General features: G+C 68.9%; 13 protein-coding genes. 2 read left to right on the forward strand and 11 right to left on the reverse strand.

The window, feature by feature from the left end:
• Nucleotides 1-164 precede the first annotated feature (164 nt).
• The 11 genes from IG99_RS20040 to IG99_RS20090 form a co-directional block, all read right to left on the reverse strand.
• A complete protein-coding gene (locus tag IG99_RS20040) occupies nucleotides 165-1,649 on the reverse strand; it encodes a LutB/LldF family L-lactate oxidation iron-sulfur protein (protein ID WP_037675848.1) in 1,485 nt (494 codons plus the stop codon).
• Nucleotides 1,646-2,386, reverse strand: coding sequence for a (Fe-S)-binding protein (locus tag IG99_RS20045; RefSeq protein WP_037675849.1), 741 nt, complete (start codon nucleotides 2,384-2,386; stop codon nucleotides 1,646-1,648). Before IG99_RS20045 ends, IG99_RS20040 begins: the two co-directional genes overlap by 4 nt.
• A complete protein-coding gene (locus tag IG99_RS20050; protein ID WP_234311899.1) occupies nucleotides 2,377-3,288 on the reverse strand; it encodes an amidohydrolase family protein in 912 nt (303 codons plus the stop codon). The genes IG99_RS20045 and IG99_RS20050 overlap by 10 nt, the downstream gene beginning before the upstream one ends.
• On the reverse strand, nucleotides 3,260-4,327 hold the full coding sequence (locus IG99_RS20055) for an aldo/keto reductase (RefSeq protein ID WP_051865607.1): 1,068 nt from the start codon (nucleotides 4,325-4,327) through the stop codon (nucleotides 3,260-3,262). The genes IG99_RS20050 and IG99_RS20055 overlap by 29 nt, the downstream gene beginning before the upstream one ends.
• The gene (locus tag IG99_RS20060; protein WP_037675850.1) at nucleotides 4,324-5,082 is read right to left on the reverse strand and encodes an SDR family NAD(P)-dependent oxidoreductase; all 759 of its coding nucleotides are present in this window, start codon (nucleotides 5,080-5,082) and stop codon (nucleotides 4,324-4,326) included. The genes IG99_RS20055 and IG99_RS20060 overlap by 4 nt, the downstream gene beginning before the upstream one ends.
• Before the next feature lie 67 nt (nucleotides 5,083-5,149).
• Nucleotides 5,150-6,001, reverse strand: coding sequence for a fumarylacetoacetate hydrolase family protein (locus IG99_RS20065; protein WP_037675851.1), 852 nt, complete (start codon nucleotides 5,999-6,001; stop codon nucleotides 5,150-5,152).
• A 67-nt stretch (nucleotides 6,002-6,068) separates the two neighbouring features.
• Entirely contained in the window at nucleotides 6,069-6,407 is a 339-nt protein-coding gene (locus IG99_RS20070; protein ID WP_078947796.1) for an L-rhamnose mutarotase, read from the reverse strand.
• 113 nt (nucleotides 6,408-6,520) lie between these two features.
• Nucleotides 6,521-7,405: a carbohydrate ABC transporter permease gene (locus IG99_RS20075; protein WP_037675855.1), complete on the reverse strand. Its 885-nt coding sequence runs from the start codon at nucleotides 7,403-7,405 to the stop codon at nucleotides 6,521-6,523.
• A gap of 77 nt (nucleotides 7,406-7,482) precedes the next feature.
• Nucleotides 7,483-8,403 carry a carbohydrate ABC transporter permease gene (locus IG99_RS20080; RefSeq protein ID WP_037675858.1) on the reverse strand — a complete coding sequence of 307 codons (921 nt, stop codon included), beginning with the start codon at nucleotides 8,401-8,403 and terminating at the stop codon, nucleotides 7,483-7,485.
• 12 nt (nucleotides 8,404-8,415) lie between these two features.
• Nucleotides 8,416-9,780: an ABC transporter substrate-binding protein gene (locus IG99_RS20085; RefSeq protein WP_037675860.1), complete on the reverse strand. Its 1,365-nt coding sequence runs from the start codon at nucleotides 9,778-9,780 to the stop codon at nucleotides 8,416-8,418.
• A gap of 107 nt (nucleotides 9,781-9,887) precedes the next feature.
• Nucleotides 9,888-11,003: an enolase C-terminal domain-like protein gene (locus tag IG99_RS20090; RefSeq protein WP_037675861.1), complete on the reverse strand. Its 1,116-nt coding sequence runs from the start codon at nucleotides 11,001-11,003 to the stop codon at nucleotides 9,888-9,890.
• Between the two features lie 128 nt (nucleotides 11,004-11,131).
• On the opposite strand from IG99_RS20090, the gene IG99_RS20095 reads away from it, so the two are divergent.
• Both IG99_RS20095 and IG99_RS20100 read left to right on the forward strand, forming a co-directional pair.
• The gene (locus IG99_RS20095; protein WP_037675863.1) at nucleotides 11,132-11,899 is read left to right on the forward strand and encodes a FadR/GntR family transcriptional regulator; all 768 of its coding nucleotides are present in this window, start codon (nucleotides 11,132-11,134) and stop codon (nucleotides 11,897-11,899) included.
• 211 nt (nucleotides 11,900-12,110) lie between these two features.
• Nucleotides 12,111-15,254 (forward strand): hypothetical protein, encoded by a 3,144-nt coding sequence (locus tag IG99_RS20100; RefSeq protein ID WP_051865611.1) that lies wholly within the window; start codon nucleotides 12,111-12,113, stop codon nucleotides 15,252-15,254.
• Nucleotides 15,255-15,422 lie beyond the last annotated feature (168 nt).

The raw sequence follows: 15,422 nt of genomic DNA on the forward strand, positions 1-15,422 counted from the left end.
ACGATGGCGGTAGTCGGTCGCGCGTTCGATGAACAGCTCGACGACGTCCGGCCCTGCCGGGTGGGAGCGCGGATCCTGCGCGACGGCGTCTTCGGCGCCGGCCTCGGAATCCGGTACGTCGGCCAGCGCGCTCCGGATGTCGCGCAGTACGGTGTCTCGGCCGCTCATCGACCCGTCCCTTCCGTCGTCGTACGGCCTTCTCCTCTGGTCCGTCGCCACCAGGCGCGCAGGGGCTCGCGGGCCGGTGCGGGGGTGTCGCGGGTGCCGGACCAGCGGGCGAACGGGCCGGGCAGCACTCCGATCCGGCCGTCGCGGGCCACCAGCCGGGCACCCGAGGCGGCGAGTCGCTCGAGGGCCGCCAGCAGCCTGGGGGAGGACAGCACCGCGCCCGCGGCCTTCATGGCGAGAGCCTCGGAGGTGGGTAGTAGCCGGTCCCGCCGCTTGGCCTCCACGGCCTTCGCCCGCAGGTGGACCAGCACCTCCGGAATGTCGATCTTGACCGGGCAGGCGTCGTAGCACGCCCCGCACAGAGTGGAGGCGAAGGGCAGCGAGGCCGCGTTCTCCACGCCCACGAGCTGCGGGGTGAGTACGGCGCCGATCGGGCCGGGGTACACCGAGCCATAGGCGTGGCCGCCCGTGCGCTCGTACACCGGGCACACGTTCAGGCAGGCCGAGCAGAGGATGCAGGACAGTGCCTGCCTGCCCACCTCGTCGGTCAGGGTCGCGGTACGGCCGTTGTCGAGGAGGACCAGATGGAAGTCCTGGGGCCCGTCCCCGTCGGTGACGCCGGTCCACAGCGAGGTGTACGGGTTCATCCGTTCGCCGGTGGACGAGCGGGGCAGCAGTTGAAGGAAGACGTCCAGGTCGGCGAAGGAGGGCAGGACCTTCTCGATGCCCATGACGGTGATCAGGGTCTGCGGCAGGGTCAGGCACATCCGCCCGTTGCCCTCCGATTCCACGACCATCACCGTTCCGGTGTCGGCGACGGCGAAGTTTGCTCCGGAGACAGCCACTTTGGCCCGCAGGAACTTCTCCCGCAGATGGAGACGGGCCGCTTCGGCCAGGTCGCGTGGGTCGTCGGTGAGTCCCTCGGGGGCGGGTCGGCCCCATTTCCCCATCTGCCGCTGGAAGATTTCGCGGATCTCGGAGCGGCTGCGGTGGATGGCCGGTACGAGGATGTGCGAGGGCCGGTCGCCGCCCAGCTGCACGATGAGTTCGGCGAGATCGGTCTCGTAGGCGCGGACGCCCGCTTCGGCGAGCGCCTCGTTGAGGCCGATCTCCTGTGTGGCCATCGACTTGACCTTGACGACCTCGCTCTCGCCGGTCGCCTGAACCAGGCGCGTCACGATGGCGTTCGCCTCGGCCGCGTTCGACGCCCAGTGGACCGTGCCGCCGGCGGCGGTCACCGTCTCCTCCAGCCGAAGCAGATGCTGGTCGAGGTGACGCAGGGTGCGGCGCTTGAGGGCTGCCGCAGTCTCCCGCAGTTCCTCCCAGTCGTCGAGCTCGGCGGTGGCCGCCAGCCGCTTGTCCCGGATGGTGCCGGTAGCCCTGCGCAGATTCGCCCGCAGACGCCTGTCGGCGAGCGCGGTGCGTGCCGCCTCGGGGAAGGCCGGGGTACCCAGCCATACGACGTTGTCCGCGCCGCTCATCGTCCGTCTCCTTCCGTGGAGGCCAGGATCTCGGCCAGGTGCAGAGTGGCGACGCCGGTACGCAGCCGGGACAGGCCGCCGCCGATGTGCGTCAGACAGGAGTTGTCGCCCGCGCACAGGAACTCCGCGCCGGTCTCCTGTACATGACGCATCTTGTCGGCCAGCATGGCGTTGGAGACGTCGGCGTTCTTCAGCGCGAAGGTGCCGCCGAAGCCGCAGCAGGACTCCACGGCGGGCAGTTCGACGAGGTCGATGCCCTTCACGGCGCGCAGCAGCCTGAGCGGTCGGTCGCCGACGCGGAGCATACGCAACGAGTGACAGGTCGGGTGGTAGGTGACGCGGTGCGGGAAACAGGCGCCCACGTCGGTGACGCCGAGGACGTCCACGAGGAGTTCCGACAGCTCGTACACCGTCGGCACCACCTGCTCGACCGCCTCGGCGAGTGCGGCGTCGCCGTACTGGGCCGCCACCACGCGATGGTGGTCGCGCACCATCCCCGCGCAGGACCCCGAGGGGGCGACGACGGCGTCGTAACCCGCGAACACCGCAGCGAATCGGCGCACCATCGGCAGCGTCTCGGGGCGGTAGCCGGTGTTGAAGTGCATCTGGCCGCAGCAGGTCTGGCCCTGCGGGAACTCCACGGTGTGGCCGAGCCGTTCCAGCAGTTCGGTCACCGCCTGGCCGGTGCGGGGAAACATCATGTCGTTGAAGCAGGTGATGAAGAGAGCTATGCGCATGGTGCTTCCTGGGTGGCCGGGGGGCCGGTGACGGTCAGACCGTAGGTCCGCAGGGCGGTTCCGGTGAAGATCTCGTGTCGTTCGGAGGGGGCGAGGGAGGCTGTCAACTCCTTTGCCGCGGCGATGACCTCGGCGTAGGTGGCGGCCAGTCGGCAGACCGGCCAGTCGGAGCCGAACATCAGCCGCCGCGGTCCGAAAGCATCCAGGATCGTGTCGGCGTACGGCCGGAGGTCCTGGACGCTCCACCGGTCCGGGTCGGCCTCGGTCACCAGGCCGGAGAGCTTGCAGACGGTGTTGGGCAGCGAGGCCAGCAGGCGCACCGCGTCCGCCCATGGCCGCAGCTCGCCCGACGCGATGGGGGGCTTGCCCGCGTGATCGAGCACGAAGGTGAGACCGGGAAGCAGTCGGGCGGCGTCATGGGCGGCCGGGAGCTGGTAAGGCCTGACGACGAGGTCGTACACGAGTCCCGCTTCGGCCACCGCGGCGAGCCCGCGCAGTACGTCCGGCCGCAGCAGCCAGCGTGGATCGGATTCTTGCTGTACCTGGTGGCGGATGCCCACCAGGTGCTCGCCACCCGGCCCCTCCCGCAGCGCCGCGAGCGCGCGGGCGACATCAGGTGAGGTCAGGTCGGTCCAGCCCACGACGCCGGCCACCAGGTCGCTGTTCTTCGCCAACGCCAGGAACTCGGGCGTTTCCTCCGGCACGTCGATCGTCTGGACCAGGACCGTCGCGGTGACGCCGGCCGCCCGGGCCTTGGGCTCCAGGTTGGCGAGCAGGAAGTCGCGGCGCAGCGGGGCGAGTTCCGGTCCGGTGATCCTGCCCTGGTCCCGGACGGAGAGGTCCCACACGTGGTGGTGCGCGTCGATGACACCCTCAGCGATGGTCTCCTCCACAGCGGTCACCTCCACGACTGCTCGACTCCTGCGCCGGGCGACCGGCTTCGCCGACCGGTGTGGATACGGGGGCGGGGACGTGCGGCGGCAGCAGTCGCTCGGCGCTCAGTCCGTCCCAGAGCGCGGCCGGTACCGGTCGCCGCATCTGGTCCACCGTGTCGCGGACCTCCTCGGTGGAACGCGCGCCGGACAGTACGCTCGCGACCGCGGGATGGCCGAGCGGGAAGCGCAGAGCGGCAGCGCGCAGCGGTACGCCGTAGCGTTCGGTGACCGCCTTCATCCGCAGGGCCCGGTCCAGTACCTGCTGGGGGGCGGGCGCATAGTCGTACATGGACCCGGGTTTCGGGTCGGTGAGCAGGCCCGAATTGAACACCCCGCCGACGATGACCTTTTTTCCCCGGGCAGCGGCCTCCGGCAGCACCTCCACAAGCCCCTCCTGCTCCAGCAGGGTGTAACGGCCGGCGAGCAGGACCACGTCTATGTCGGTCTCACGCAGGAAACGGGCGGGGAGTGGGCACTGGTTCACGCCGATGCCGATCGCCTTGACGACGCCTTCACCGCGCAGCCGTTCCAGCGCGGGGTACGCCTCGGTGAGCGCCTGCTCGGCGTGATGGTCCGGGTCGTGCAGCAGGGCGATGTCCACCCGGTCCAGACCGAGCCGGTCCAGGCTCGCCTCCAGGGAGCGCAGGACTCCGTCGCGGCTGAAGTCCCAGACCCGCCGGTGGGCGTCGGGCACGACGAAGCCGTGGGCGAGATCGTCGCCGCGGCCGCCTTCCGGGTTGGGTTCGAGCAGCCGTCCGACCTTGGTGGAGACGGTGTACGCGTCGCGGTCGCGTCCGCGCAGCGCGGCACCCAGGCGCTGCTCGGACAGCCCGAGTCCGTAGTGGGGGGCGGTGTCGAAGGTGCGTACACCCGCGTCCCAGGCCGCCTCGACCGTGGCGAATGCGGCCTCGTCGGTGACCGGGCGGAAGAGGTTGCCGATGCCGGCGGCCCCGAACGACAGCTCGGTGACCTTGACACCGGTGCTGCCCAGCGTCGTCTCTCTCATGCGCCGGCCGCCGGGCGCAGCCGGAGCCCCTGCATGCCACCGTCGACGGCCAGGGCGATGCCGGTGACGGACCCAGCCGCCGGGCTCGCCAGGTAGACCACGGCCGCCGCCACCTCGTCCGCGGTCACCAGGCGGCCCAGAGGCTGGCGTGCGTCGAGGGCGGCGCGTTCCGCCTCCGGGTCGTCGGCGGCGTCCAGGAGCCGGGTCACCCAGGGCGTGTCGGCGGTGCCGGGGTTGACGCAGTTGACGCGGATGCCCTCACGGACGTGGTCCGCGGCCATCGCCAGGGTCAGCGACAGCACGGCGCCCTTGCCGGCCGAGTACAGGGCGCGCTGGGGGAGGCCCGCGGTGGCCGCGATGGAGCATGTGTTGACGACCGCTGCGTGCGAAGAACGCCGTAGGTACGGCAGGGCGGCGCGCGTCGTGCGCACCGTTCCCAGGACGTTGACGTCCAGGACGCGGTGCCACTCCTCGTCGGGGTTGTCCTCGACGGTACCGACGGCGCCGATGCCCGCGTTGTTCACCAGGATGTCCAAGCCGCCGAGCTGCCCGGCAGCGGCCTCCACGGCGGCGCACACCGAGGCGTCGTCGCGGAGGTCGGCCTGGAGCGCGATCAGCGGCTCGGGAACGCCGAAGGGGTCGAGGTCGATGACGGCCACCGTGGCTCCCTGCTCGGCCAGCATCCGGGACGTGGCCAGCCCGATGCCGGACGCGCCACCGGTGACGACGGCCTTGAGCCCTGACAAACCGCTCATGCCGCCCCTTATGCCGCTCATGCCTCTTGCACCGCTCACGTTGCTCGAGTTGCTCACGGGGCGCCCTTCACCCTTGGCCGAAGGTCTGGCGCTGGGCGCCGAGGCCGTCGACGGAGAGCTCGACGGTGTCGCCGGGACGGAGGTAGGGGGTGCCGGGGAGGCCGAGGGCCACGCCCGCGGGCGTCCCGGTGTTGATCACGTCGCCCGGCTCCAGGACCATGTACTGGCTCAGGTACGACACGAGGTACTCCACCGGGAAGATCATGTCGCCGGTGTGCCCGTCCTGCCGCTTCACGCCGTTGACCCTCAGGTGCAGTCCGAGATCCTGGGGATCGCCGACCTCGTCGGCGGTGACGAGCCACGGGCCGAGCGGGTTGAAGGTCTCGCAGGACTTGCCCAGGTCCCACTGCGAGGAGTACTCCAGCTGGTATTCGCGCTCGGAGACGTCGTGGCTGATCGTGTACCCCGCGATCACGGACCGCGCCGCTTCAGGACCGCCGAGGTAACGGGCCCGCCGTCCGATGACGACCGCCAGCTCGACCTCCCAGTCGGTCTTCACGGAGCCGCGGGGGATCAGCACCTCGTCGTACGGCCCGACCACCGTGCCCGGGTCCTTCATGAACACCACCGGCCGTGGAGGGATCGCCGCGCCCGTCTCGGCGGCGTGGTCGCGGTAGTTCAGCCCGATGCAGACGATCTTGCCGGGGCGAGCCACGGGTGCTCCGACCCGTACACCGGCCGTGTCCAGCTCGGGCAGACTTCCCGCCACGACCGCCGCCCGGGCCCGCTCGATTCCGTCCGAGGCGAGGAAGGCGCCGTCGATGTCGGAGGTGACGGAGGACAGATCGAACAGCCGGCCCTCCTCGGTGCGGACGGCGGGCCGCTCCTCGCCGGGCGCGCCGACTCGTACAAGTCTCACTGGGTGTTCCTTGCCATGGGTGGGTGTCAGGTGGCTCGGGCGAGAGACGGAGGACAGGGGACGACCGTCACGATGTGCCGGACTCACTCAGATGCCAGATCTCGGTCAGGTCCGACCAGGTGCCCCCGGTGCCGGTGTCGGCCCAGGACTCCTGGCAGGGGTCGGTGAGCTTCCACCACGCCTGAGTCGCCGGATCGGCGGCGATGGTGGCCATGTCGGCCTCGAAGTCGTCGCCGAGGTACTCGAAGTAGCCGAACAGCGTGTCCTCACGCAGAAAGATGGTGTAGTTGCGGATGTTCGCGGCCCGCAGCGCGGCCTCGACGCCCGGCCAGACCGCTGAGTGCAGGCGCAGGTACTCCTCACGGTGCTCGGGCCGCAGGCGGACCGTCTGGGCAACCCGCTTCATCAGGTTCCTTCCGGTGAGTGTGGGCGGCGTTGCCGGGCAGCCCGCCGCGGAACGCCGGTCGCATACAGGGGCGGCGCCAGGGGAGTGGCCGCTGCCTCAGTCCTTGGTCGCGTTCACTCCTTCGTCGCGCCGGCGAGCATGCCGGCCACCAGGGCTCGCTGGGAGAAGAGGAAGACGATCAGGACCGGCACGATGGTCACGAGGGTGGCCAGGGCCAGTTCGGGCCGCATGATCTGGTTTCCCGTGCCGCTGGAGGTGTTGAACAGCGGGGAGGCGGCGAGCAGGTTGTTCAGCCCCACCTGCGCCGGATACTGGGAGCTGTCGGGCAGCATCACGAACGGCAGGAAGAAGTTGTTCCAGTTGCCGACGAAGTTGAAGAAGCCGACCAGGGCGATCACGGGCTTGGCGAGCGGCATCGCGATGAGACGGAAGACCTGCCATTCCGAGCAGCCGTCGATCCGTGCGGCGGACAGCAGGTCGGATGGGACGTTGGAGGAGAAGTAGATGTAGGTGAGGTAGACCCCGAACGGGAAGAAGGAGAAGGGCAGGATCACCGACCAGATCGTGCCGTCCAGGTGCACGGCGTTCATCCCCAGGTACAGGGGCAACACCATCGCGGCCGTCGGCATGAGCATCACGAGCATGGTGATGGTCAGCAGCATCCGGCGCCCGATGAACTGGGTGAGGGCCAGCGCGTACCCGGCGGGGATCGATGTCACCAGGGTGATGGCCAGTGCGCCGAATGTGTAGAGCGCCGAGTTCTGCAGCCAGGTGAGGATCGCGCCGTCCTGGAATGCGTACAGGTGGTGCCAGGCGTCGGCGACCTCGCCGAGCGAGCCGAACGAGAACGGGTTGTCCCGCACGATCTGGCTGTCGGTCTTGGTCGTGGCCAGCAGGAGCCACACCACCGGTACGCAGAAGAACAGCGTGAACAGGCCCATGACGATGAGCCAGGCAAGCCGGGCGGCCAGTGAGCGTGGGCGGCGCGTCCGGCGCATGGGTTTCCTCGGGCTGGTGCGGTCGTCGGCACGGTGGCCCGGCGGGGTTCGGCGGGCTGTGGTGGTGGGAGCTGTGGTCATCCTTTGTCCCTGTCGAACAGGCCGGTGCGGAAGACGACGAGTGCCGCGCAGGCGAGGCCCAGGACGAGGAGGTCGACGGAGAGCGCCGCCGCGCCGTTGAAGTCGCCTGCCTGGAAGGCGTACTGGTAGGAGAGCTGGTTCGGTGACCAGCTGTCGGGGATCATGCCCCAGCTGGCGAGGGAGACCAGTTGCGGCTCGACGAAGAGCTGGGTGCCGGCCGCGAAGGCGAGGATCAGCATGTACGCGATCCACTTGGTGATCATCGGGATCTGGATGCGAAGGGCGATCTGGAGCGTGTTGGCGCCGTCGATGCGAGCGGCTTCCAGGATCTCGTCGGGGATGCTGTTGAGCGCGCCGTACATGACCACGATCCAGCCGCCGGCTCCGGTCCAGAAGGCGATGATGGTGAAGAGCACCGGCAGGTGACCGGGGGCGTTGACCTGGGCGAGGGTGTTCCAGCCGAAGCTCTTCAGCAGCCATCCGACGGGACTGGCGGCCGGGTCGAGGAGGATCAGGAAGAGCAGTACGCTCGCCACTCCGGCGAGGGCACCCGGCAGGTAGAACAGGAACCGCAGGCTGGTGGAGGTCCTGCGCATGCGGCCGTGCAGCATCAGGGCGAGCAGCACGACCAGGATCATCAGGCTGGCCAGCCACACCACCAGGTACAGGCCGATGTGGAGGAAGGCCGGTCCGAAGCGGTAGTCGGCGAACGTCCGGGTGAAGTTGCCCATTCCGACGAGTTGGTTGCGGGAGTTGGACAGCGCCAGCCATACCGCGTAACCGGTGGGCAGGACGCCGAAGGCGAGGAGGAGAAGGACGTAGCCGGAGACGAAGACGTAACCGGCGCGTCCGACCGGGTTGCGGGCCGAGCGGCCGCCGCGGCCGCCGCTCCGCTCCGTTGCGGGGTGGGTGGTCATCGGTCCGCTTCGCTAGTTGACGGTGTATCCGAGGGACTTGGCCTTGTCGGTGATGGCCGTCTGCCACGTGTCCAGGGTGTCGGTGAGGGTCTTGCCGGAGTTCAGGGCCGGGATCACGGTGGAGGAGTAGATCGCCTCCTGGCTGTACTGGGTGGCGGACCAGCCGGGCCAGATCAGCTCCGCGGATTCCATGAAAACGGGGCTGACGTCCTCGGCGAAGTAGCCAGTCTTCTTCTGGTTGGCGAGCCAGGTGACCGCGGCCTTCTTGTACGCGGGGTAGGTGCCCGCGGTGCCCTGGTAGGCGTCGGAGGTCGCCATCCAGGTCACCAGGTCGGAAGCTGCCTTGAGGTTCTTGCTGTGGGAGGAGACGAACCACAGACCACCGCCGACGTTGCCGGTGTAGTTCTTGGTGTCGCCCTCGAACTTCAGTGGCGAGGCGGCGGCGATCTGCCCCTTGGGGATCTTGAAGGTGGAGTTGAAGAGCACCTGGCCGAACCAGGAGGGGCCGGGGAGCATGAGGACCTTGCTCGCCTCGTTCTTGACGAAGCCGGCGCTGAAGACCGTGTCCTTGGAGACCGAGCCCTTGGCGATCAGGCTGTCGAGCAGCTTGGCCATCCGGGTGCACTTGGAATCCCGCAGGTCGACCTTGACCTTCCTGGCGCCGGTCGCCGTGCTGGCAGGGCACTGGCTCGCCCAGAAGTACACCTCGGCGCTCCAGGCGTCCCCGGCGGTTCCGACCAGGTAGCCGGGGTGCTCCTTGACGACCTTTTCGCCGAGTGCCTGGTACTCCTCCCAGGTGGTCGGGACGGAGTACCCGAAATCGTCCATGAGCTTCTTGTTGTACCAGAGCACGTTCTGCGCCAGGTCGTTGCGAACGCAGTAGGTGTTGCCGTTGAAGGTGCAGGGGTTCAGCGCGCCGTCCGCGAAGCCCTTCAGCGTGGACTGGGGGATCACGTCCTGGTTGACGGGCGCGGCGTAGGGGGTCTTGCCTTGGGATGCCCAGGTGCCGTCGTTGACGTTGGCGCTGAAGGCGACATCGGGCCACCCGCTGCCGGTGCGATCGAACAGCTGGACCTTGGTCTGCAGGTCGTTGGCACCGTTGGCGTCCCCGCTGTATGTGACGATCTTCAGCTTCACGTCCGGGTGCGTCTTCTGGTACGCCTGCACGCCCGGCACGCGGGTGGCGTCGGCCCAGACCGTGATCTCACTGCCCTTCTCCTGGGCGACGGGCTTGAAGGCCGCCGGGGAGGAAGTCGCCGCGGGGGTGGGGTCCGCGCTGCCGCAGGCGGCGAGCCCGAGCAGGGAGACGGCGCCGAGGACGGCGACGGCTGCGTGTCTGAGCTGACGGCGGGAGGAAACCGGAACGTCGTTGTTCATGACTGACCTCGGATCTTGGAAAAGTGGCGCACTGCGGTGAGGGGCGCAGCGTTCGGGGTGTTGGGGACGGGCGGTCGGCCTGGAGTTCGGGCCTGGAGTTCCGGTCGTCATGCCCGGGGTGGAGTGACGGTCTCCTTGTCGACAAATGACTGGAGGGCGGGAGGGTAATCCAACCCCGCCGGGAGGGCGACGCCCGGACCGGTGGGAGCGTGAACGAGGCCATGGGCGTCGATGCCGCTTTCACGGCTGATGGGATTGCCCATGACCAGTGACTCGTAGTAGGTGGTGTTCGAGATGGCCATGCACAGGTGCCGGTTGGGGATCTCCGGCCCGTGCACCTCGGCGCGCAGCCGGTAGGCGTCGGCGAGGTGGGCGGTGCGCATCGCGCCGGTGAAGCCGCCGCGCAGTTGGGTGGAGGCGCGGACTCCGAAAGTGGCGGCGCCGGCCTGGATGAAATCGGCCGAGTTCATGTGCGCCCCGTCGGAGGTCTCCGCCACGAGGAGGGGAACGGCCACCGCGTCGGCGAGACGCTTGTACGCGGTGACGCTGAACTCCCTCATCGGCTCCTCGTACCAGAGGTAGCCGGCGTCCGAGAGGGCGTGCCCGAGATAGATGGCGTCGGGGAGGTCGAAGCCCGCCGACCCGTCGAACATCAGCGGGACGTCGTCGCCCACATGCTCGCGCAGTGCCACCGACAGGCGGGCGTCTCGGCGGGCATCACCCCAGGCATGGAGCTTGATGGCGGGGTAGCCGAGCTCCAGGGCCTGGTCGGCGATGTCCAGATACTCCTCCACCGAGGAGTACGTGACGGTGGAGGCGTACGCCGGTATGGAGGTGCGGTAGCCGCCGAGCATCTGCCACGTGGGCCGGTCGGCGAGCCGTCCGGCCAGGTCCCACAGCGCGGTGTCGACCAGTCCCAGCAGGTAGAGCGGTAGCTCCTCCGTGCGGTCCAGCTCCCACATGCGGTGCCAGAGCCATTCCCGTTGCAGGGGATCCTGCCCCACCAGCTCATTGCGGAGCACCCGGTTCAGCAGGTCCGCCAGGATGACCCCGCTGCCCCGCCGGGGGGCCATTGCCACCCCCTCGGCCCCGTCGTCCGTGCGGATGCGCAGCACCGCGGCCTCACCGTCGGCCGGGCTGCCCAGGAGTCCGTCCCGCCAGACGAAGGACGGGCTGGCTCCCGGCACCCGGACCGGATGGCATTCGACTGCGGTGATGTGCACGGCTTGCACTCCTTGGGAGCGGGAAGTACTGCTGCGAAATTTTCGTGTAACGTAAGTCGTCATACGAATGCTGTCAAGAAGTTCCGCCCAGTAGACTCGCCGTCATCCGCAGCAGCAAGGGGGTCCGCATGGCCAAGGACAACGTCGGCAGAGCAGAGGAGCCAGCCGTTCTCAAGCCCTGGCCCAAGCGTCCGGCCCGGCTGGCGCAGGCCGTCATGGAAAGCCTTACCGACGCGATCGTGTCGGGCGCCATTCCTCCCGGATCGACCCTGCCGGTCGAACCCGAGCTCTGTGAGACGTTCGGCGTCAGCCGAATCACCATCCGCGAGGCGGTCAAGTCCCTGGAGGCCAAGGGGCTGGTCCTCGCCCGGCAGGGCTCCGGCACCACCGTGACCCCGCCCGAGGAATGGAACCTCCTCGACCCCGTCGTGCTCGCCGCCACCGTCCAGCACGACGACCAGCTCGTCGTCCTCGACCAACTGGTCGACATCCGCTCGACGCTGGAAGCCCAAATGACAGCACAGGCCGCGGAGCTGGCCACCGACGACGACCTGCGCGCCATCGAGCGGCTGCTCGCCCGGCTCGACGAGGAGGCCACCGTCCCGGCACGCTTCATCGAGACCGATGTGGTCTTCCATGACCGGATCATGCAGGCATCCCGCAACAGGCTCGGGCGTTCCATCATCCGGATCCTGCACGCCCAGGCGCGCACGACGTACCTCTACAACGGCACACCGGACGCGACCGCGTGCGAGCGGGCCAACGCGGAGCACCGCGCGGTCGCCGAGCGGCTGCTGGACCGTGACTCCGACGGCGCCGCGCAGGCCATGGCGGCACACATCCAGACCGCGTGGAGCCGCCGCCGCTTGCCGAATGTGAGTTCCCCCGTCTCCTGAGGGCACTCCGCCCACCCCGCCCCCGTGCCGATCGGCCGGGGGCTTTCGCGTACCCGAGCCGACTGCGGCCTCCCTCTGTGCGCGCGATCTATTGACGAAATTCGTATGACGTCTAATGTTACAGCCCTATTTCCCTTCCCCTCTGGGTCCTCGGCTCTTCCCCTGGCTCCATGGGCACGGCAGTCCCTCTGAACCACCAGGAAGGTGTCACGTGCGAACAGACCGCCTCCGCCCCGCGGTTCCCGACCGTTTCAGATCATGGCTGGCCGCGGCCGCCTTGATCGGCGCCTCGGCCGCCGCGGTCCTCGTCCCGGCCGGTCCCGCCTTCGCCGTCGGCACGACGCTCTATGCCTCGCCGAGCGGTTCCGGCACCGCCTGCTCCGCGAGCCGGCCGTGCTCCCTCACCCAGGCCAAGACCACCGTGCGGGCGATCAACCACTCGATGAAGGCCGACATCACCGTCGAGCTCGCCGACGGCGTCTACCGGCTCTCCGCGCCGCTCACCTTCACCTCGGCGGACTCCGGCACCGGCGGCCACACGGTGACCTGGAAGGCCGCACCCTTCGCGCACCCGGTGATATCCGGAGCGAAGAAGGTCGGCGGCTGGACCGTGCAGGACTCCACCAAGAACATCTGGAAGGCCTCGGTCGGCCAGGGGATCGACACCCGGCAACTCTTCGTGGACGGGCTCCTGGCGACTCGCGCCCGCACCGCTGTGCCACGCTCCAGTCTGACGCCCACCACCACCGGCTACACCTTCACCAGCAGTTCGCTGAGCTACCTGAACAGCCTCGCCGAGCCCGGCCGGGTCGAGGTGGAGGGCGCCGACTCCTTCACGAACCGGTATTCGCCTGTCTCCGGCATCAGCGACAACGTGATCACGATGGAGCAGCCGGCCTGGAACAACAACACCTTCGGCTACGACACGATCACGAGCCCGTACCAGGACACCGCGTTCTATCTGGAGAACGCCTACGAGTTCCTCGACACGGCCGGTGAGTGGTATCTCGCCCCGACGACCGGCACGCTGTACTACAAGCCGCTGCCCGGGCAGACCATGTCGAGCGCGGACGTCGAACTGCCGCGGCTCGAGTCCCTGCTGGACATCGGCGGCACGTACGCGAAACCGGCGCACGACCTGGCGTTCTCCGGAATCCAGTTCTCGCACACCAGCTGGCTGCAGCCAAGTGGCCCTCAGGGCTATGCCAGCCAGCAGACCGGCGCCTTCATCTACGGCAGCTGGGACCGGCCCTCGGACGCGCTGGCCTCGTGCCAGTCCGGCTGCAAGCTCTTCGAGGCCACCCGCCCGCGCTGGCACCAGATGCCGGCCGCGGTGCAGGTCTCGGCCGCCCACGACATCGCCTTCACCGGTGACCGATTCACCCAGCTCGGCCAGGTCGCGGTGGGCATCGGCAACGACGCCAATGCCCACGCCTCAGGAGTGGGGCTGGGCGCCGACACCGTCAGTGTCACGGGCAGCGTCTTCACCCAGAACGCGGGCGGCGGGGTCGCCGTGGGGGGCGTACAGGCCGACGCCCATCACCCCAGTGACAGCCGGATGACCAACCAGAACATCACCGTCTCCAACAACGTCTTCCACGACATCGCGCTGGACTACCGCGACATGTCGGCGGTGCTGGCCACCTACGTCTCGACGATCGACATCACGCACAACGAGATCTACAACATGCCCTACTCGGGCATCACCATCGGCTACGGCTGGGGCTCCAACGACCCAGGCGGCAGTCCCGACTACCAGAACCGGGGCCTGTACGACTACCAGCCCGTCTACACCACGCCCACCACGGCGAAGAACAACCACATCGACGGCAACTACATCCATGACGTGATGCAGTCCATGAACGACGGCGCCTGCATGTACACCCTGTCGGACTCGCCGGGCAGCACCCTGGATGGCAACTACTGCACGATCAACGACAACTATTTCGGGTTCTACTTCGACGAAGGCTCCCGGCACTACAGCGCGAGCGGCAACGTCTTCCGCCAGACCGGCACCTGGGCGCATGAGAACAACCAGGGCGGCAACTACACCGGTGCCCTCACACTGACCGGCAATTGGACCTCCAACACAGGCACCGACGTCTTCGACGGGCAGCGCGGCAACACGGTCACCGGGACCGTGAACGTCACCGACGGCAACTGGCCCAGCGGCGCCAGGGCCGCCATGGCGGCGGCCGGAGTCCAGCCCGCCTACCGGGCGATGACCGCGGGCCCCGTCACCACCCCCTACTCCACCTACTCCTCCGTACCCGCCGACATCGGCCAGTCCGGCACCACCCTCACCCTCACCGACACAGGCAGGGACATCTGGGCGAAGCGTGACTCCTACAGCACCGCGTACCTGAAGAAGGCCGCCACCTCGGGCACCACGATCACCGCTCGGGTCGACCACCTCGATGCCACCGATCCCTGGGCCAAGGCAGGTGTGGTCCTGCGCAACAACCTGCGCGGCAGCGGCTCCGCTTCCGGCTACGCGGTCATGGTGTCGACCCCCGGTCACGGAGTCGCCTTCCAGTACGACTCCAACGGCGACGGGCGACTCGACAAGAGAGCCACGGTCTCCGGCACCCCGACCGCAGTCTGGGTCCGCCTGACCCGCACCGGCAGCAAGGTCAGCGGGTTCTACTCGACAGACGGCACCACGTTCACCCAGGTCGGCCGCACCGTCGCCCTCGCCTCGGCGGCCACCGCTCAGGACGCCGGCGTGATCCACACGGCGAACTCCAGCACTGTGGGCAGTGCGGTACTCAGCGACCTGACCGTCACCACCTCCCCCTACCAGGCGTACTCCTCCATCCCTGCGACCCTCGTCGACCACGGCGGCAGCTACTCGCTGACCGGCGCGGGAGTGGACACCTGGGCATACGGCACCCAGTACGACGACGAGTACGGGGCGATCTACCGTCCGGCGGCCTTCGCCAGCGGCAACACCGTGACGGTTCGCGTCGACAGCCAGAAGAGCGGCAGCGGCTGGAGCAAGGCCGGCATCATGATCCGCAACAGCGTCAGCGGCACGGGTTCCTCGCTGGGATACGCGGTGCTCGCCCTCACCCCCGGCAACGGCGTCACTCTCCAGTGGGACAGCGACTCCGACGGCTATCTCGACCAGTACACCTCTGCCGCGTCCACCACGACGGCACCCGTATGGCTCCGGCTGACCCGCGACGGCACCACCCTGACCGGCTCGTACTCGACCGACGGCACCTCGTGGACCACCATGTCCTCGACGGCAACCCTCACCGGAGCGGCGGCCACGCAGGACGCCGGGATGTTCTTCACCGCGCACAGCGGTGTCGCCGGTACCGCCGACATGAGCCACTTCACCATCACCTGAACCGACCGTGGACAGGGGCGGAGCCCCGACGGCGGCGGCCGACCAGATACTGGTCGGCGGCCGGCCACCAACGTTGCAGGCTCGGCAAAAGGGGATCACGCCAGCGAACCTTGAGCCGCGATATCGCCTCGCCCCCGCGCCGACCGGCCCGGGGGCGTTCGCATGGCC

It is taken from the genome of Streptomyces griseus subsp. griseus (assembly GCF_000720255.1).
Classification (GTDB): Bacteria; Actinomycetota; Actinomycetes; order Streptomycetales; family Streptomycetaceae; genus Streptomyces; species Streptomyces griseus_I.

Coding starts and splice junctions, on each gene's coding strand:
- IG99_RS20085 (WP_037675860.1), bottom strand. CDS start 9,780: ATGAACAACGACGTTCCGGTTTCCTCCCGCCGTCAGCTCAGACACGCA.
- IG99_RS20055 (WP_051865607.1), bottom strand. CDS start 4,327: ATGAGAGAGACGACGCTGGGCAGCACCGGTGTCAAGGTCACCGAGCTG.
- IG99_RS20045 (WP_037675849.1), bottom strand. CDS start 2,386: ATGCGCATAGCTCTCTTCATCACCTGCTTCAACGACATGATGTTTCCC.
- IG99_RS20095 (WP_037675863.1), top strand. CDS start 11,132: ATGGCCAAGGACAACGTCGGCAGAGCAGAGGAGCCAGCCGTTCTCAAG.
- IG99_RS20060 (WP_037675850.1), bottom strand. CDS start 5,082: ATGAGCGGTTTGTCAGGGCTCAAGGCCGTCGTCACCGGTGGCGCGTCC.
- IG99_RS20040 (WP_037675848.1), bottom strand. CDS start 1,649: ATGAGCGGCGCGGACAACGTCGTATGGCTGGGTACCCCGGCCTTCCCC.
- IG99_RS20080 (WP_037675858.1), bottom strand. CDS start 8,403: ATGACCACCCACCCCGCAACGGAGCGGAGCGGCGGCCGCGGCGGCCGC.
- IG99_RS20075 (WP_037675855.1), bottom strand. CDS start 7,405: ATGCGCCGGACGCGCCGCCCACGCTCACTGGCCGCCCGGCTTGCCTGG.
- IG99_RS20070 (WP_078947796.1), bottom strand. CDS start 6,407: ATGAAGCGGGTTGCCCAGACGGTCCGCCTGCGGCCCGAGCACCGTGAG.